This window comes from Cellulomonas sp. ATA003, from assembly GCF_031582905.1.
Lineage (GTDB): Bacteria > Actinomycetota > Actinomycetes > Actinomycetales > Cellulomonadaceae > Pengzhenrongella.
Map to the genome: position 1 here is coordinate 1,433,317 of NZ_CP133990.1, position 16,797 is coordinate 1,450,113.

Sequence of the window (16,797 nt, forward strand, 5' to 3'; positions counted from 1 at the left end):
GCGGGCCGCCCAGGTCCTGACCGTCGCCGGGGAGCAGCATCCGTGGTCGCGGGCCGCAGTCGCGCGGTCGCGGTCCTGTCGGGGGTGGCCCTCCTCGCCGGGTCGGTGTGCACCCGATTCGGCGTGTTCGAGGCGGGGCAGGAGTCCGCCAAGGACCCGAAGTACACGGTCGTCCCGCAGCGGGAGCGCCTGGAGCGGGGCGAGCCCGTCCGCTTCGAGCCGGACGCGTCGCGGACGTCGACCCCGCCGACCTGAGGGTCACGTGGCAGGCCCCGTGATCAGCGTGCGCCGGTCAGGACGACTGCTCGTCCACCGCGTCCTCGGCGCTCTCCCCGGTGACGTCCTGCGCGCCGTCGTCGGCCAGGTGGGCGCCGCCCAGCGGCTCGCTGCGCCAGCGGACGAGCTGCCACCCGCGGTCGGGGTCGCCCTCCAGCAGCCCGAGCCCGGTGTTCATGACCTCCAGCTCCACGGAGGTGCGGGGGTCCAGCCCTGCCCGCAGCGCGGTGTGGACGCGCATCGCGGCGCCGTGACCGACGACCACGATCGTGTCGTCGGGACCGTGCCGCTCGGCGAGGGTGCGGATCGCGGCGTCGTACCGGGCGAGGAAGTCGTGGCCGTTCTCCCCGCCGGGCATCCGGCGACCCAGGTCGCCCCGCATCCACGAGATGAGCGTCTCGGCGTACGTGCCGACCGCGTCGGTGTCCGTGCGCAGCTCGAGGTCGCCGGCCGACACCTCCTCCAGCCCTGGACGTACGTCGATCGTCAGCCCCCGTGCCTCGGCGAGCGGCGCGGCGGTGAGCTGGGTGCGGACGAGCGGGGACGCGTAGACGGCGCCGATCCGCTCGTCGGCCAGGGCGGCCGGGACGGCGGCTGCCTGCGTGAGTCCGAGCGGCGTCAGTCCGTCCCCGGGGAAGGCGGTGTCGAGGGCTCCGGCCACGTTGTGGGGGGTCTGACCGTGACGGATCTGCAGGAGGCGCACGCCCGGGATCCTACGGCGGTGCGGCCGCTGCCCCGGCGGCGCCGCGGTGTGCTGCGGAACGAGGCCGGGGCGGGGGAACAGCGCCAGATCGACCGGTGCGACCGTCCGCTCCGCGGGATGGACCCGCCACGGGCGGTCGACTCATCGCGCAAGAAGTGAGTTGCCGGTAGGGCAACCGACTTGTACGGTCGCGGCATGACCGACGAGCGCTGCGCCCCGTCCCCGACGTCCCTGTCCGTCCTCGAGGCCGACCGCGCCGCCCTGGCCGAGCGGGCACGCACGCCGTCCTGGCTGGCGCCCGCGCTCGGCGCCGTGACGGCGGCGTGGGTCGCGACGGCCGCCACCGCCCGGCCGGGTGGCCCCGCCTCGTGGTACCTGCTGCTCCTCGTCGGGATCGCGCTCACCACGATGGCGGTCCGCTCGACGGGGGTGAGAACCGGCCGCGTCGGGGTCCGCGGCGGGCTCGGCTACCTCGCGCTGGTCGCCGTCGTCCTCGTGCTCTACAGCGTCGCGCTCGGCTTGGCCTCGCTGGACCTCCACGCGTGGGCCGCCGTCCCGGTGGTGCTGACGTTCGGCGCGACCGTCGTCGGGGTGCGCTCCATCGACGCCGCGGCCCGCCGCACGCTGCGCCATGCCGGTTGAGGCCCGTCCCGACGAGATCGTCCACAACATCGTCCGCCTGCGGATCTGTGGTCTGCTGCGGCCCGTCGAGGCGCTCACCTTCGCGGCGCTCGGCGAGACGCTGGGACTCAGCAAGCCCGCGCTGTCCAAGCACCTGCGCGTCCTGACCGATGCCGGCTACACGACCATGACCCGCTCCGCCTCGGACGAGCGCGGCGACCGCCGGCAGATCACCTGGGTACGTCTGACGCGCGACGGCCGCCGGGCGTTCGACGGGCACGTCGCCGCGCTGCGGGAGATTACCGCGACGTGACCGAGCGGTCCCGCTCGACGGCGATCCGGCCGCGCTCTCGCCGGCCGGGTGGGGACGACTGCTCGACCACCACCTCCGCGGCGCCCCCGCCGACGACGTCCTGCCCGCTCCGGTCGAGGGGCTGGGCGCCGCGGTCGAGGGGCTGGGCGCCGCGGTCGAGGGGCTGGGCGCCGCGGTCGAGGGGCTGGGCGCGCTGACGAGGCGCCGGCGACTCGTGGGAAGGCTGATCAGGTCGGAGGCGCAGGAGGCGCCCGCCGGCGGTCCTGGGGCCGCGCACCGGTTGCCTCCGGCTCCGGCTCCGGGCCGGACGTCGGGTGGGCCTCATCGGCGGGGGCGGGGAAGGTGTGGCGCATGATCCACGTGCTGGAGGTCCCGCGGGCGGTGACCCGACCCGTGGCCGGGTCGACGGTCTGCCAGTGGTGCTCATGGGGACCCACCCGCTCGTAGCCGAGCCGTTGGTAGAAGGCGACGAGCCCGACCGCGTCGCGGTCCACGTCGAGGCTCGTCGCCGGGAACCCGTGCAGGCGGGCCTGGGTCTCCGCGGCCGCCGTCAGCAGGCGGCCGATCCCGTGCCGACGTGCCGCGGGAGCGACGCCGAGGCCGTAGAGCCAGGGGTGCGGGGGTCGCACGTCCCCCGCCAGCGCACGCTCACCGCGCCGAGGACCTCGCCGCCGTGCTGGGCGACCAGCAGGGTCTCGTCGCCCCGCTCGCCCGCCCGCATCCGCCACTCCGCGCGGTCGGCGGACCCGGACAACGCGGTGAGGGACGGGAGGTCCTCCCGTCGACCGGGCCGGACCCACAGGCCGTCGCCGGGGCTCACGGGCGGGCGGGCGGGCGGGTCGTCGGCGTCGAGGCCGGCGATGACGCCCGCCAGCTGCGTGGCCGTGGACGCGTGCACGAAGCCCACCTCGACCAGGTCGCGGCCGGGCGTGGACCCGCGGTAGCTGCCCGCCGCGACGGCATGGTCCCCGACCGCGGCGGGGGCGAGGTGCAGGAGGCGCATGGCCACCATCGTGTCCGCCGCTGTCCGTCCCCGTCGACGGGTCACCCCACGCCGACACCGTCCGGCACGCGCCCCGTGGCCACGGCCGTATCGGCGAGATGACGTCGCCACCCGCCGCTCGCCGTGATGTCCCGGACATCTGCGAGGGCGACCGGCTCGCAGAGGAACCCGCTGACGCTCGTGCCGTCGGCCAGGCGGACCGGGCCGATCGCCATGGGGTGCGGGAGCCGGGCCACGAGGTCGGCGAACCCCGTCGCCGGCAGATCCCACACCTCGACCTCGATCGCGGCGCCACCCCGGACGACCCGCTCGAGCCCGGGCTTCGGCGGCGTCGTCGCCAGGGCGTGCAGGCGGTAGTCCGGCGCGGTGGTGGTGGCCCGGGTGAACGTCGCGCCGCGTGCGGTCAGCTCGCCGTTGCGGGGCTGGCCGCGCAGGTGGGCGCCGACGACGGCGAGCGGGACGGTGCCCCCCGATGTCGCGGTGGGCGGCTCGGCCGGGTCCGCGACCGGGGTCGCCTGCTCACCGGTGAGGAGCCGCCCGATCCGCGCCAGCCGCGCGTCGGAGAACGCCGGCCCGACGAGCTGGACGCCGAACGGCAGACCGTCGACGTCACCGGCCGGGACGGCGACCGCCGCGAGGTCGAGCAGGTTCGCGAAGTTGGTGAACCGCCCGAGGTCGCTGTTGACGCCGACCGGGTCGGCCGCGACGGCGGCCAGGGTGGGGTGCTGGGTCGTGGTGGGCAGCAGGACGGCGTCGGTCCCCTCGAGCGCCGCGGCCGCGGCCATCCGCAGCCGGTCGAGCGTCTCGAGGTCGGCGAAGAGCCGGTGCGCGGGCAGCTCGCCGGCGGCCCGGATGATCGCGCCGACGACCGGGTCCACCGCGTCGGGGTGCGCGCTGACGAAGTCCCCGACGGCGGCGTACCGCTCGGCGACGAACGCGCCCTCGTACAGCAGCCGGGCCGCCGCGAGCAGCGCCGTGACATCCACCGGGACGGTGCGGACCCCGGCGTCGCGCAGCGCCGCTGCGGCCCGCTCGAACGCCTCGGCCCACCCGGGGCGAGCGGGCTGAGCGAGGCGACGTCGGGCACGCCGACGACGCCCCGCCCGGTGGTGGCCGCGACGGGTGCGCCGGTGCGGGCCAGGGGGTCGGTGCCGTCCGGTCCGGCGAGGGCGTCGCGGACCCGCTCGGCCAGGGCGACGGTCGGCGCGAACACCGACACGCAGTCCAGCGTCCGGCACGCCGGGACCACGCCGGTGGCCGGCAGCAGCCCGCGGGTCGGCTTGATGCCGACCAGCCCGTGCAGCGCGGCCGGCACCCGGCCGGAGCCGGCGGTGTCGGTGCCGAGGGCGACGTCGGCGACGCCGAGCGCGACGGCAACGGCCGAGCCGCTGCTGGACCCGCCCGAGATGCGCCCGGGTGCGGTGGCGTGCCGGACCGCCCCGTACGGGCTGCGGGTGCCGACCAGACCGGTGGCGAACTGGTCGAGGTTCGTGGTGCCGAGCACGACGGCGCCCGCGGCGCGCAGGCGGGCGACGACGGTCGCGTCCGCGGCCGCCGGCCCGTCGGCGAACGTGGGGCAGCCCGCGGTCGTCGGGAGCCCGGCGACGTCGATGTTGCCCTTCACCGCGGCGACGAGCCCGGCCAGCGGGGGACCCGGCGTCCCGGCCGCGACCGCGGCGTCCACGGCGGCGTCGACCGCGGCGGCGTCGGCCAGCAGCTCCGCCTCCGGGCGGACGTCGATGAACCCCTGGGCCGGTCCGCCGCCATCGCCGACGGCGACGCGGTCGCGACCGAGCCGGCACCGGCGCCCGCCGCCGCGGGGCAGGCCGCCGGCTGACCGAGGGGTCCCCGCCCGGCGGGCCGAGCACGACCGTCGGCGCGGATACGCTCGGGTGGACGAGCCCGGGGAGGGATCCGATGAGCAACCTGGACACCAGGCCCGAGGCCGTCGAGTGCGGCGACGGTGACCCGGTCGACCGGATCGAGGTCCTCACCCCGCGCGACGTCCCGCTCGGCGGCGTCCGCGCCATGACCGTCCGGCGCACGCTGCCCCAGCGAGCGCGGTCGTTCATCGGCGCCTGGTGCTTCCTCGACCACTACGGCCCGGACGACGTCGCGGTCACCGGCGGCATGCGCGTGCCCCCGCACCCGCACACCGGCCTGCAGACGGTGAGCTGGCTGTTCTCCGGGGAGATCGAGCACCGCGACAGCCTCGGCACGCGCGCCGTCGTGCGCCCCGGCGAGCTCAACCTCATGACCGCCGGGCACGGGATCAGCCACTCGGAGGACTCCACCGACGCGACCCGGGTGCTGCACGGCGTCCAGCTGTGGACGGTCCTGCCCGAGCGGCACCGGGGGACGGCGCCTGCGTTCGACCACCACGTGCCCGCGCCGGTGCCGCTGGACGACGGCGTCGTGCGGGTCTTCCTGGGCTCCCTCGCCGGCTCGACGTCGCCGGTACCCACGTTCTCCCCGCTGGTCGGCGCCGAAATCGTGCTCGGCGGCGAGTACGCGCACACGTTCGCCGTCGACCCGCGCTTTGAGCACGGCGTCCTGGTCGACACCGGCACCGTCGAGGTCGCGGGCACCCGCGGTGACGCCGACCAGCTGCTGTACGTGCCGCCCGGCGCCGACACGCTCACGCTGCGCGCCGTCGGCGGTGACGTCCGGCTCGTGCTGATCGGCGGCCTGCCGCTGGGCGAGCGGATCGTCATGTGGTGGAACTTCATCGGCCGAGACCACGACGAGGTCATCGCGGCCCGGCGGCAGTGGCAGGCGCAGATCGGCGCGGACGACGCCGAGGTCACCGCCGCCGGCGACCCGGCCGGCGGCGACACCACCCGCGCCGACCTGGCAGCGCCCGACGGCGTCCCGGACGCCGCCGTCCCGCCCGGTCCCACCGCGCCCACCCCGGCGGACGCACGGTTCGGCAGCGTCACCGGCCACCCGCACCCGCCGCTGCCCGCCCCGCCGCTGCCGAACCACCGGCTCAAGCCCCGCGGGTGACGCCTAGGATCTCGATCCCGTGACCACCGACCTCGCCGCCGAGCTGCGCAGCGCGACCCGCACCGCCCACGAGCAGGCCGAGGCCATGCCCTTCGTGTCCGCGCTCATGGCCGGTCGGGTGCCGCTCGACGCGTACGTCGACCTCCTGACCCAGCACCACGCGGTGTACGCCGCGCTCGAGGCCGCGGAGCCGTTCGTCCGGGCCGACCCGGCGGGGGCCACCCTGCTGTTCGACGCCCTCGCCCGCTCCGCGGCGATCGAGCACGACCTCGCCGTCCTGCGCGGGCCCACCTGGCGCGCGACGGTGCGCACCCTGCCCGCGACGCAGCGGTACGTCGACCGGCTGCGCACCGTGGCCGGGACCTGGGTCGGCGGGTACGCCGCGCACGCGTACACCCGGTACCTCGGCGACCTCTCCGGTGGGGTGACGATCCGCGGGGTGCTGCGCCGCGAGTACGGCCTGGGCGACGACGCGCTGCACTTCTACGCCTTCCCCGGCCTGGGCAAGCCCAAGCCCTTCAAGGACCTGTACCGGGCACGCCTGGACGCGCTGCCGTGGGACGACGCCGAGCGCGCGCGGGTCGCCGCCGAGGCCGGGGTCGCCTTCGGCCTCAACGCCGACGTGTTCGCCGACCTCGGGGCGGTGCACCTGCCCTAGGGTCGGCGCGGCGAGCGGTCAGTACCGCCGGACCGCCAGCACCGTGACGTCGTCGCTCGTCGTCGGCGCGGCCGCGACGAGCTGCTCGCACAGCTCGTCGGGATCGCGGCTCGCGGCGGCCGCACGGTCGCGCAGGCCCTCGAGGCTGTCGAGCAGGTGCACACCGCGCTCCTCGACGAGCCCGTCGGAGTACAGCACCAGCGCGTCCCCGGGCCGGAGCTGGACCGTCGCCTCCGCGTACGACGTGGCGACGTCGATGCCGAGCGCCGGACCGGTCGCCTCGCGCACGAGCCGGGCACCGCCGTCGGTGAGGTGCAGGACCGGCAGGTGCCCCGCGCTGGTCACCCGCACCGTCCCGGTCGACGGGTCGAGCTCGGCGGCCACGACGGTCGCGAGCTTGCCGGGCAGCAGCGCACCGATGAGCGTCCCCAGCTGGCGCAGCGCGACCGAGGCGCTGCCCTCGTTGACGAGGTAGGCACGCAGCGCGTGCCGCATCTGGGCCGTGATCGCGGCGACCCCCATGCCGTGCCCGGCGACGTCGCCCACCATGACCACGACCCGGCCGTCGGGCAGGACCGTGACGTCGTACCAGTCGCCCCCGACGATGTCCCGGCCGCTGGGCAGGTACCGGGTCGCGAGCGAGAAGCCGGCCGGGATCGCCGGGCGCTCGGTCACCACGATGCGCTGGAGCGCGGCGGCGATCCGGCCGTCCTCGGCGGTGCGCCGGGCGAGGAGCTCGTCGATGTCCTGCCCCAGGCGCTGGGCGGCGGCGACCTCGGCCGGGCTCCACGGCTCGGAGCGTCCGCGCACCTGCTCGACCCATGCGGCGAACGACGCCCGGGGGTGAGCCGCGGCCCCTGCTCGGAGAGCTCGACGTGCGCGGTCTGCGGGTCGCCGGCCCAGTGGACCTCGGTGAGCACCTCGGGCTTGAACCACATGAGGAAGTCGTTGCGGCCGCCGGAGCTCAACGGCACCGCGACGACCCCGCTCGCGGTGCCGGCGATGCGCTGCGGGAGGTCGCTGGTGGGCAGGTCGCGGCCCAGGCGGTCGGTGACCACCGGCTCGCGACCGCCCGACCAGCACAGGCGGGCCAGCTCGTCGACCTCGTCCGCCGACGGGGTGCTGCCCAGCAGGCGGAGGTCGCCGTGGATCCGGACCGCCGCGCCCCCGGCGCCCTCGACGAGGTCGAGCACGCCGCCCGGCCCGATCAGGTGCTCGAGCGGCTCGCGGATGTTCGCCGCGAGCGACCGGGTGAGGTCGGCGGCCGTCGCGGTGACGGACAGCGCGTCGACGTACCGGGCCTCGTCCTCCTTGCCCTGCAGCAGCAGCGACGCGGTCCGGCCCAGGAACTCCGCGGTGCTGCGGGCCGCGGCGCTCGGGTAGTGCGGCCCGGCGACGTGGTGGCAGGCCACGAGCCCCCACAGCCGGCCGTGGACGAGCAGCGACACCGACATCGAGGCGCGGACGCCCATGTTCGCGAGGTACTGGAGGTGCACGGGGGACACGCTGCGCAGGGCCGCGCCGGAGAGGTCCAGCGGCAGCCCGGTGCGCGGGTTGAGGCCCGGCACGAGCGGGCTGGGGGTGTACGTGGCGTCCGGGATCGACCGCAGCCACTGCGAGGTGTAAAGGGCGCGGGCCTGAGCGGGGATGTCCGACGCCGGGTAGTGCAGCCCGAGGAACGGCTCGAGGTCCTCCCGGACCTCCTCGGCGACGACCTCGCCGTTCCACTCCTCGTCGAACCGGTAGACCATGACGCGGTCGAAGCCGGTGACGCGGCGGACCTCCTGGGCGAGCAGGCGGGTCAGCTCGACCTGCGTCGACGCACCCTGCAGGGCGCGCAGGGCGATCCGCGTGCGTGACGGTGGCTCGACGACGGCGTCGTCGCGGGGCTCGATCTCGACCACGAGCAGCTCGTCGGTCCGGTGGGCGAGGAGGTCGGCGCTGCGGCGGACGCCGTCCGGGCCGGTCAGGTGGATGCGGCGCGGCTCGCCGCCGTCCGCGCCGCTGTCGCCCCCGTCGCCGTCCCCGGCGCCGCCGGCGGGCAGGGCGGCGAGGTTCTCCGGGCCGAGGACGTCGACCAGGCGGCGGCCGATCAGCTCCTCGGCGGGGCGGCCGAGGTGCTCGGCGGTGTTCGCGGACGCCATGACCACGGTGTGGTCGCTGCCGTCGGCGGCGAGCAGCGCACCGTGGGCCTGCACCGACCCGGGGATGCGGATCGGCTCGTCCGCGCAGGCGTCGAGCAGATCGGGGAGCAGGTCGGGGGGCAGGGGTGCGGCAGAGCTCACGCGGGCGTCCTCGGGGGCCGGGGAGTGGGGTGGCCGGTGCAGGACGCCGGCCGATGCGACGAACCTAACCGAGGGGGACGTGGCGGCCGTCCGGGCCGCTGTGACGTCCCCCGCTCCCACGGCGCTGCGCAGCGTCCCGGTGTGCAGCGTCCCGGTGCGCCGCGTCAACGGCCCGTCCGGCGCGATGCCGTCACGGGCGTGGGAGAGTCGCAGGCGTCGGTCGGATGACGAGGGGGAGCCGATGAGAGCGGTCGGGGTCCTGCGCGACCAGCTGCGCGCGGCGGGCCGCCGCGCCGGGCCCACCCCGGTGCGCGAGGCGCTCGCCCTCAGCGGCGGCGGCTCGCGGGCCGGCTTCGAGATCGGCGCGCTGCGGTACCTGTACGACGTCGTCGGCATCGCACCGACCGTCGTGACCGGGACGTCGGCGGGGTCCATCCTCGCGGCGGCCCTCGCGCAGAGCCGTGACCGCCACGAGCAGCGCGCCGCGCTGGGGCGCCTCGAGACGCTGTGGCGCGGCATGGCGACGTCGTCGGACCTGTACCGGGAGACGAGCTGGTTCAGCTCGTTGCGGACCATCGCGCCCGAGTGGCTCGAGGTGTTCCAGCGACGGCGCCGGACCGACCGCGCCCCCGGCTTCGGCGCGCTGCCGGGCCTGCCGGCGTGGGGCCGGTCGGCCGCCGCCGGGACCGCCGGGACCGCCGGGACCGCCGGGACCGCCGGGACTGTGGGGGCCGGGGCAGCGGCCGCGGGGACCGTCGCTGCCGGGCACGACGGCCTGGGCGAGCCGGTCGACGCACCGATGTGGAGCCCCTTCCGGACCGTCGACGCGCTCCTCGCGATGCGGGCGCTGGGCCGTACCGGGCGCGACCTCGAGCACGTGCTGTCCGCCGCGGAGGGCGCGCAGGGGCTCTTCGTCCCCGGGCGGATCGCGCGGCAGATCCAGGAGGACCCTGCCGTGTTCGACCCCGCGCGGGTCGCGGCCTCCGGGATGCACCTGCGCATCGCGGTGGTCGGGCTGGAGTCCGGCGAGCTGCGGTACGTGACCGAGAGCGGGCAGCTCGTGGACCGGCAGAACCGCCCCCTGCCGGACGTCGAGCCGGTCGCGCTCGCGGATGCCGTCCGGGCGTCGTCGGCCATCCCGGTCGTGTTCCCGCCCGTGCCGCTCGCGGGGGAGCACTACGTCGACGGCGGCGTGCGCGAGGTCGTCCCGATCGAGATGGCCGCGCGGCACCTCGGCGGCACGCGCTGCTGGGCGGTGGTCGCGTCCGCGGCCGGCACCGCCCCGGAGACCGGGTTCGCCACCAGGAACATCCTGTCCATCGCGTCGCGGGCCTACACCGACATCATGTGGGACGAGATCCTGCGGGACGAGGTCGAGCTCGCCCGGGGGTCGGCACGGGTCACCCTGATCCAGCCCGAGGTCGACGTGCACGACAGCCTCAGCGTCGACCCCGGGCTCACGGCGATCGGCATCGACCACGGGTGGATGCGTGCCGCCGACGTCGTGCGGGGCACGGACGCGCCGGGACGCCGGCGCACGGCCGAGATCGTCACGCTGCGCCGGGACATCTGGGCCGCGGAGAACGCCCTCGCCGGGGTCCGCACGCCCGCGCCGGTCCCCGGGGTGGTGCCCGACGCCGTCGTGCCGGCGCCGGTCCCGCACCGGGCAGCGACCGGGGCACCGCCCGGGGCGCCGACCGACGGGTCGGGTGACGGCCCGGCCGAGGCCGCTCTCGGCGCCCTCAAGCACCGCCTGCGCGACGCCGTCGCCGCGCACGACCCGGCGCACCTGCCCGACGGCGCCGACCGCTGGTGGCAGCAGTGGGAGGGGCACGCCTGGCCGACGCCGGCCCACCGGCCCTGGCGCACCGACTGACCGGCGCTCGGACGACCGACGGTCGCCTGCTGCGACCGTCCCCGCCGACCGACCCGCCGACCGACCCCGCCTGACCGAAGCCGCCGACCGACCCCGCTCGACCGACCCCGCCGACCGGCCCCGCCGACCGTCCGGCGTCAGACCGCCAGCACCGCCCAGCCGTGCGGCGGCAGCACGACCCGGGTGTCCACCCCGGCGCCCTCCACCCGCGCGTCGCCGGCGAGGACCGAGGTCGCGCCGGGCGCGGGCAGCGTGGTGGGGGAATCCTCCACGCTGAGGGCGAGCAGCAGGGCGTCGTCGCCGGCGTGCTGGCGCAGCACGAGGGTCCGGTTGGTGCACGCCACGGACTCGGTGCGCGCGGTGTGCAGCCACGGGTGACGGCGACGCAGGGCGATGAGCTCGCGGTGCCGGTCCAGCACCTCGCGCGCGCCCGGCTCGAGCGCGGCCCCGGCCGGGGACGGCGGGAAGGTGGGCCGGACGGCGTCGTCGCCCCCGGCGCGGTCCTCCTTCACGCCGGTCATGCCCAGCTCGTCACCGGCGTAGACCGTCGGCGTGCCGCCGAGCGTCAGCAGCAGGGCGACGGCGTGCACCACGTGCCGGCGGTCGGTGAGCCGGCTCGCGAGGCGCGTGACGTCGTGGTTGCCGAGGAAGGTCAGCGGCACGAACGTGTCGAGGAAGGTGTCGTGCCGGGTCAGCGCCCAGAGGAGCTCGAAGAAGTTGCCGTCGTTGAGCGAGCTCCACACGGCCTTCCACAGCTCGTACTGGGTGACCGCGTCGAACCCGGCCGCGGTGACGACCGCACCCAGGTCGCCGTGCAGCACCTCGCCGAAGACGTAGGCGTCCGGGTGGCGCTCGCGGACCGCGGGCAGCACGCGCTGCCAGAAGGCGGGCGGGACGGCGTACGCGGCGTCCAGGCGCCACCCGTCGACGCCGCGGTCGAGCCAGTGCGTCATGACGTCGGTGACGTACCGGGCGACCGCCGGCTCGTCGTGGTTCAGCGCGACCAGCGCGTGATGGCCCTCGAAGTCGGCGTAGTCGGGCTCGCTGCCCGGGCCGGCGCCGTCCGGCCAGGTGAGCCGGAACCAGCTCTCGCGGGGCGCACCGGGGCCGTGCCGCAGCGTCTCGGCGAACGCGTCGAACCCGCGACCGACGTGGTTGAAGACGCCGTCGAGGGTGACCCGCAGGCCGCGCGAGCGCGCGGCGGCGACGAAGGCGTCGAAGTCCTCCTCCGTGCCCAGCCGCGGGTCGATGCGCCGGTGGTCGACGGTGTCGTAGCCGTGGGTGTGCGAGGCGAACACCGGCCCGAGCGCGACCCCGGACAGGCCCAGGTCCACCACGTGGTCAAGCCACGCCGTCAGGTGCTCGAAGCGGTGCGCCGGGGGCGCGCCGTCGGGGAGGGCCTGTGGTTCGGCGCCGACGAACCCCAGCGGGTACACGTGCCACCACATCGCGTGCTGCACCCAGCCGGGCATGCCACCTCCGTCATCAGGTCATCGGACGCGCCACTGTAGCCGCGCCCCGCAGCGCCCCCGCCGCCGGCGCCGGGATGACGCGGGCGCGCACGTGCAGCCGGGTCGTGCTCCCCGCGGTCTCGCACGCGACCGGGGGCTGGTCCTCACGGCGCAGCCCGTGGGTGGCCAGCTCGGCGTCGAGCACGGCGAGCGCCATCGCCCACAGGGCGTCGTCCCAGTCGCCCTGCCACCGGGCGCGCAGGCGCAGCCCGGCCCGCCAGGCGTCGGTGCACGCCTGCCCCCGCCAGACCAGCTCGCCGTCGCGCGTCGCGAGCAGGAGGTCGGACGCGGCGGGCTCGGCGTCGGCGTCCAGCTCGAGCCTCAGGTGGGCGGACCGCGGGCGCAGGTGGGTGCTCACCCGGACGAGCGTGGCAGCCGCGTGTGTCGTGGGCGTTTCGCCCCTGTGCCGACCACGCGACGACGCGCGCCCTAGGGTCGTGCCATGGCCTCCGTGCACGACGACCGCATCCTCGCGGCCCTGCGCACCCTGCTGGACAGAGCCCACCTCGCCACACCGGGGCAGATCCCCGACGTCGTCGCGGCGGCCGCGGCCGAGCTCGGGTGGACGACGATCCTGCACCTGGTCGACATCGAGCAGCGGACGCTGATCCCCTTCTCGGCCACCGGGACGCCGCCGGCCGAGCCGCAGAGCATCGAGGGCACGCTGGCGGGGCGCGCGTTCAAGCTCATGCAGCCGGTGGTCGCGCACGGCGGGGAGCCCGCGGTGTGGGTGCCGCTGCTCGACGGCACCCACCGCCTCGGGGTCCTGCGGGTCGCCGTCCCGGTCGGGACGGACCTGGCCGAGCCGAGCGTCGAGGACGCCTACCGGCTGCTCACGCACCTCGCCGGGCACCTCGTCGCCGCGAAGTCCCCGTACGGCGACGCGCTGGCCCAGGTGGCGAGGTCGCGGGAACGGACCGTCGCCACCGAGCTGCTGTGGGACCTGCTGCCGCCGCTGACCTTCGGGTGCGAGGGCATGGTCATCTCCGCGATCCTCGAGCCCTGCTACGACGTCGCCGCGGACGCGTTCGACTACAGCGTGGTCGACGACGTCGCCCACCTCGCCGTCCTCGACGCCACGGGCCACGACCTGCGGGGGACCGTCGTCGCCGCCGTCGCGCTGGCCGCGCTGCGCAACAGTCGGCGCGAGGGGCGTGGCCTCGAGGACACCGTCCGGGTCATGGACCGGTACGTGCGGCAGCAGGGGCACGGGGAGATCTACGCGACCGGCGTGGTCGGCCGTCTGGACCTGCCGACGGGGCGCCTGCGGTACGTCAACGCGGGCCACCCGGCGCCGCTCCTCGTGCGCCACGGCAAGGTGGTCAAGCAGCTCACCGGCGGCCGGCGGATGCTGCTGGGCCTGGGGCGCGAGGAGGTCGTCGTCGGGGAGGAGCAGCTCGAGCCGGCCGACCGCATCGTGCTCTACACCGACGGCATCACCGAGGCCCGCGACGACGCCGGGCAGTTCTTCGGCCTCGACCGCCTCGTGGGCCACCTCGAGCGGTCCGCGGCCGCCGGGCTGCCCGCGCCGGAGACGCTGCGCCGGCTCACGCACGACGTGCTCGACCACCAGAAGGGCGTGCTGCAGGACGACGCGACGCTCGTGCTGGCACAGTGGGCCAGCGGCGAGGAGCACACGTTCACGTCCGGGCTCATGCCGGCGTCGGCGTCGCTCGGCGAGGACGGACCGCGGCGCTGAGCCGTGGCCGTCCACCGCAGGCCCGCAGCCCCGCACCACGACCCGCACCGACCGAGGAGAGCCATGTCCGTGGAGACCGAGCCGAGGCTGCCGCGCAGCACCCCCGCGAGCAGGGCGTCGACGCGGCGGGCGTGCTCGCGTTCGTCGACGCGATCGAGGCCGCGGACGAGGTCGAGCCGCACAGCCTCATGCTGGTGCGGCACGGGCACGTGGTCGCCGAGGGCTGGTGGCACCCCTACACCCCCGACGGCCTGCAGCTGCTGTACTCGCTGAGCAAGACGTTCACGGCGAGCGCACTCGGCCTCGCCGTCGCCGAGGGCCTCGTCGGCCTCGACGACACCGTCCTCAGCCACTTCCCCGAGTGGGACGCCGACGTCACCGACCCGCGCAGCCGTCGCATGCTCGTGCGGCACGTCGCGTCGATGGCCAGCGGCCACCTCACCGAGACCCTCGACCGCGCGCACGCGGCCGACCCGACGGACCTCGTGCGCGGCTTCCTGCTCACGCCCCCGGACCGCGAGCCGGGCAGCGTCTTCGCCTACAACCAGCCGTGCACCTACACCGTCGGCGCGATCGTGACCCGGCGGACCGGGCAGTCGCTGACCGAGTACCTGCGGCCGCGCCTGCTCGACCCGATCGGCATCGGCGACGTCGCCTGGCAGCGGGACGCCACCGGTCACGAGCTGGGCTACTCGGGCCTGCACGCGACCACGGACGCGATCGCGCGGCTCGGCCTGCTGCTGCTGCAGCGCGGGGAGTGGGACGGCGCGCGCGTGCTCGACGCGGGCTGGGTCGAGCAGGCGTCGTCGATTCAGGTGGACAACGCCGGCACCAACGACAACCCGGACTGGGCGAGCGGCTACGGCTTCCAGCTGTGGCAGTCGCAGCACGGCTACCGCGGCGACGGCGCCTACGGGCAGTTCTGCGTCGTCCTGCCCGAGCACGACGCCGTCCTCGCGGTGACGGCCGCGACCCCGCACCTGCAGGTCGTGCTCGACGCCGCCTGGGAGCACCTCGTCCCCGCGCTCGCCGGGCAGCGCCCCACCGCCGACGGGGCGGACGGTGGCGCGGCGGACGGGCACGGGACGGACGGGGACGCCCGGGCGGACGGGGACGACCAGGCCGCCCGGGCCGACCGGGCGCTCGCGGACCGGCTCACCGGTCGTGCGCTGACGTCGCTGCCCGGCGAGGCGACACCGCCGGACGGCGTCGCCGACCGGTGGGACGGGTCGGTCGTCGAGGCCGTCGACGGCCCGGTCCGCCGACTCGCCGTGACCCGCGCGGGCGGGACCTGGCGGGTCGACCTGACCGGGGCCCGACCGCAGGACGACGGCGCCCCGCTCACCGTGACGCTCGGGGGCGCCGACGCCGCGGGGTGGTCGGTGCAGGAGGCCGCGCTGCCGGACGCCGGGACGGTGCCGGTCGCGGTCAGCGGCGGCTGGACCGGGCCGGACGACCTGCGGTTCGACGTCCTGTTCCGCGAGACCCCGCACCGCCTCGCCGTGGCCGCCACCGCCGACGGGGCCCTGACCGCGTCCTGGCTCACCGAGCCGCTCGGCGGGGCCGCGTGGGCGGGGCTGCGCGCACCCCGGACGTAGGCCCGTCCTGCCCGTCCTGCCCGTGCCGCCGACCTGCCGGGCGAGCTGCTGCCCACCTGCCGCCCGCCCGCCGTGCGCGGGTCAGCCCGCGTACGGCAGGACGGGCCGGCCGGGGACGTCCACCCGGATGCGGAAGACGGCGCCGGCCCCCGGCTCGGGGTCCTCGAGTCCCTCACGCGACGTGGTGACGTACAGGTCGCGACCGTCGTCGCCGCCGAGGGTGCAGGCGGTGACCCCCTGGGCGGGCACGGCGACCTCGGCGAGCACGCGGGCGTCGGGGGACAGGCAGCGGACCCGGCCGGCACCGTTGAGCGCGACCCACACGTTGCCCGCGGAGTCGACCGTGAGGCCGTCCGGCACGCCGTCGTCGACGGCGTGGAAGCGGCGCCGGTTCGCCAGCTCGCCGTCGACCACGTCGAAGACGTCGACGCCGCCGGAGCGGGAGTCGTCGTAGTAGGCGCGCGTCCCGTCGGGGCTGAAGTCGAGCCCGTTGGAGATCGTCACGCCCTCGAGCACACGATCGACGGTGCCGTCGGCCGCGAACCGGTACAGCGTGGCGGCGCCCGGTGCCTGGTCGTACGCCATCGAGCCGGCGAGCAGCCGTCCCTGCGGGTCGCAGCCGCCCTCGTTCATCCGGATCCCGGAGTCCGTCCACAGCGGCCTGAGCGGCACCGGGACCTCGTCGGGCCCGTCGGCGAGCGCGATCCCACGCTCGACGCCCACGACGTACCCGCCGCGGGTGCGCGGGCGCACGAACGCCGCGACGTCGCCGACGTGCAGGCGGTCGACCGACCCGTCGGGCCGCAGGGTGAGCAGGTCCCCGGCGAGCATGTCGACCCACCGCAGCCCTCCCCACACCGGTGACCACACCGGCCCCTCGGCGTGGAAGGCGACGGCGTCGGTGATCTGCTCCGCAGTGCTCATGGGGTCGATCCTCGCCCAGCCGGGGCCCGGGGCGCTCGGCGTGTCGGTGCCGCGACGGATGATGGAGGGATGGACGGGGTGGACGAGGTGGACGAGGTCGACGGGAGGGACGGCGTGCAGCGGGTGGTGAGGACGTCGGTCCCGCTCGACCTGCACCGGACCCTCGCCACGCTCCGGCGCGGGGCCCGCGACCCCGCGTACCAGGGCACCGTGGATGGTGCGGTGTGGCGGGCCACCGGGCTCCCGACCGGCCCGGCCACCGTCCGCCTCGCGCCGGCCGGACCGCGCGAGGTGCACGTGACCGCGTGGGGACCCGGCGCGGAG

The 16,797-nt window shown here is 76.5% G+C and carries 16 protein-coding genes and 2 pseudogenes; 8 read left to right on the forward strand and 10 right to left on the reverse strand.

Annotation, left to right across the window (positions count from 1 at the left end; genetic code table 11):
- Positions 1-42: 42 nt before the first annotated feature.
- On the forward strand, positions 43-255 hold the full coding sequence (locus tag REH70_RS07010) for a hypothetical protein (protein ID WP_310753396.1): 213 nt from the start codon (positions 43-45) through the stop codon (positions 253-255).
- Positions 256-292: 37 nt separating this feature from the next.
- On the opposite strand, the gene REH70_RS07015 is transcribed toward REH70_RS07010, so the two are convergent.
- Positions 293-979 carry a histidine phosphatase family protein gene (locus REH70_RS07015; RefSeq protein ID WP_310753397.1) on the reverse strand — a complete coding sequence of 229 codons (687 nt, stop codon included), beginning with the start codon at positions 977-979 and terminating at the stop codon, positions 293-295.
- Positions 980-1,174: 195 nt separating this feature from the next.
- Here REH70_RS07015 and REH70_RS07020 point away from each other — a divergent pair, with 195 nt between their 5' ends.
- Positions 1,175-1,621, forward strand: coding sequence for a hypothetical protein (locus tag REH70_RS07020; RefSeq protein WP_310753398.1), 447 nt, complete (start codon positions 1,175-1,177; stop codon positions 1,619-1,621).
- Positions 1,611-1,913 (forward strand): transcriptional regulator, encoded by a 303-nt coding sequence (locus tag REH70_RS07025; protein ID WP_310753400.1) that lies wholly within the window; start codon positions 1,611-1,613, stop codon positions 1,911-1,913. Before REH70_RS07020 ends, REH70_RS07025 begins: the two co-directional genes overlap by 11 nt.
- Before the next feature lie 227 nt (positions 1,914-2,140).
- Here the strand turns inward: REH70_RS07025 and REH70_RS07030 are convergent, their stop codons facing one another.
- The 4 genes and pseudogenes from REH70_RS07030 to REH70_RS07045 all read right to left on the reverse strand — a co-directional run.
- Positions 2,141-2,542 carry a GNAT family N-acetyltransferase gene (locus tag REH70_RS07030; protein ID WP_310753401.1) on the reverse strand — a complete coding sequence of 134 codons (402 nt, stop codon included), beginning with the start codon at positions 2,540-2,542 and terminating at the stop codon, positions 2,141-2,143.
- Complete coding sequence (locus REH70_RS07035; RefSeq protein WP_310753402.1) at positions 2,464-2,916, reverse strand: hypothetical protein; 453 nt, start codon at positions 2,914-2,916, stop codon at positions 2,464-2,466. The genes REH70_RS07030 and REH70_RS07035 overlap by 79 nt, the downstream gene beginning before the upstream one ends.
- A gap of 41 nt (positions 2,917-2,957) precedes the next feature.
- The gene (locus REH70_RS07040; protein ID WP_310753403.1) at positions 2,958-4,154 is read right to left on the reverse strand and encodes an amidase family protein; all 1,197 of its coding nucleotides are present in this window, start codon (positions 4,152-4,154) and stop codon (positions 2,958-2,960) included.
- Positions 4,118-4,600, reverse strand: a pseudogene (locus REH70_RS07045) (amidase family protein); the annotation flags it as partial. The gene REH70_RS07040 and the pseudogene REH70_RS07045, both read right to left, overlap by 37 nt.
- A gap of 233 nt (positions 4,601-4,833) precedes the next feature.
- Here REH70_RS07045 and REH70_RS07050 point away from each other — a divergent pair.
- Complete coding sequence (locus REH70_RS07050; RefSeq protein WP_310753404.1) at positions 4,834-5,922, forward strand: pirin family protein; 1,089 nt, start codon at positions 4,834-4,836, stop codon at positions 5,920-5,922.
- A 19-nt stretch (positions 5,923-5,941) separates the two neighbouring features.
- The gene (locus REH70_RS07055; RefSeq protein ID WP_310753406.1) at positions 5,942-6,580 is read left to right on the forward strand and encodes a biliverdin-producing heme oxygenase; all 639 of its coding nucleotides are present in this window, start codon (positions 5,942-5,944) and stop codon (positions 6,578-6,580) included.
- 18 nt (positions 6,581-6,598) lie between these two features.
- On the opposite strand, the gene REH70_RS07060 is transcribed toward REH70_RS07055, so the two are convergent.
- Together REH70_RS07060 and REH70_RS07065 are read right to left on the reverse strand one after the other, a co-directional pair.
- Positions 6,599-7,258 carry a PP2C family protein-serine/threonine phosphatase gene (locus tag REH70_RS07060; RefSeq protein WP_396134733.1) on the reverse strand — a complete coding sequence of 220 codons (660 nt, stop codon included), beginning with the start codon at positions 7,256-7,258 and terminating at the stop codon, positions 6,599-6,601.
- A gap of 99 nt (positions 7,259-7,357) precedes the next feature.
- Positions 7,358-9,168: pseudogene (locus REH70_RS07065) on the reverse strand (GAF domain-containing protein); the annotation flags it as partial.
- On the opposite strand from REH70_RS07065, the gene REH70_RS07070 reads away from it, so the two are divergent.
- Positions 9,107-10,741, forward strand: coding sequence for a patatin-like phospholipase family protein (locus tag REH70_RS07070; RefSeq protein ID WP_310753409.1), 1,635 nt, complete (start codon positions 9,107-9,109; stop codon positions 10,739-10,741). The pseudogene REH70_RS07065 and the gene REH70_RS07070 sit on opposite strands and share 62 nt — an antisense overlap.
- Positions 10,742-10,878: 137 nt before the next feature.
- On the opposite strand, the gene REH70_RS07075 is transcribed toward REH70_RS07070, so the two are convergent.
- Entirely contained in the window at positions 10,879-12,213 is a 1,335-nt protein-coding gene (locus REH70_RS07075; RefSeq protein ID WP_310753410.1) for an alpha-amylase family glycosyl hydrolase, read from the reverse strand.
- Positions 12,214-12,226: 13 nt separating this feature from the next.
- Entirely contained in the window at positions 12,227-12,610 is a 384-nt protein-coding gene (locus REH70_RS07080; RefSeq protein ID WP_310753411.1) for a hypothetical protein, read from the reverse strand.
- An 84-nt stretch (positions 12,611-12,694) separates the two neighbouring features.
- On the opposite strand from REH70_RS07080, the gene REH70_RS07085 reads away from it, so the two are divergent.
- Both REH70_RS07085 and REH70_RS07090 read left to right on the forward strand, forming a co-directional pair.
- Complete coding sequence (locus REH70_RS07085; protein ID WP_310753412.1) at positions 12,695-13,951, forward strand: PP2C family protein-serine/threonine phosphatase; 1,257 nt, start codon at positions 12,695-12,697, stop codon at positions 13,949-13,951.
- Between the two features lie 131 nt (positions 13,952-14,082).
- Complete coding sequence (locus REH70_RS07090; RefSeq protein WP_310753414.1) at positions 14,083-15,549, forward strand: serine hydrolase domain-containing protein; 1,467 nt, start codon at positions 14,083-14,085, stop codon at positions 15,547-15,549.
- A gap of 81 nt (positions 15,550-15,630) precedes the next feature.
- Here the strand turns inward: REH70_RS07090 and REH70_RS07095 are convergent, their stop codons facing one another.
- On the reverse strand, positions 15,631-16,473 hold the full coding sequence (locus REH70_RS07095) for an SMP-30/gluconolactonase/LRE family protein (protein ID WP_310753415.1): 843 nt from the start codon (positions 16,471-16,473) through the stop codon (positions 15,631-15,633).
- Positions 16,474-16,797: the final 324 nt, after the last annotated feature.

Coding starts and splice junctions, on each gene's coding strand:
- REH70_RS07020 (WP_310753398.1), top strand. CDS start 1,175: ATGACCGACGAGCGCTGCGCCCCGTCCCCGACGTCCCTGTCCGTCCTC.
- REH70_RS07025 (WP_310753400.1), top strand. CDS start 1,611: ATGCCGGTTGAGGCCCGTCCCGACGAGATCGTCCACAACATCGTCCGC.
- REH70_RS07035 (WP_310753402.1), bottom strand. CDS start 2,916: ATGCGCCTCCTGCACCTCGCCCCCGCCGCGGTCGGGGACCATGCCGTC.
- REH70_RS07050 (WP_310753404.1), top strand. CDS start 4,834: ATGAGCAACCTGGACACCAGGCCCGAGGCCGTCGAGTGCGGCGACGGT.
- REH70_RS07070 (WP_310753409.1), top strand. CDS start 9,107: ATGAGAGCGGTCGGGGTCCTGCGCGACCAGCTGCGCGCGGCGGGCCGC.
- REH70_RS07075 (WP_310753410.1), bottom strand. CDS start 12,213: ATGCCCGGCTGGGTGCAGCACGCGATGTGGTGGCACGTGTACCCGCTG.
- REH70_RS07085 (WP_310753412.1), top strand. CDS start 12,695: ATGGCCTCCGTGCACGACGACCGCATCCTCGCGGCCCTGCGCACCCTG.
- REH70_RS07095 (WP_310753415.1), bottom strand. CDS start 16,473: ATGAGCACTGCGGAGCAGATCACCGACGCCGTCGCCTTCCACGCCGAG.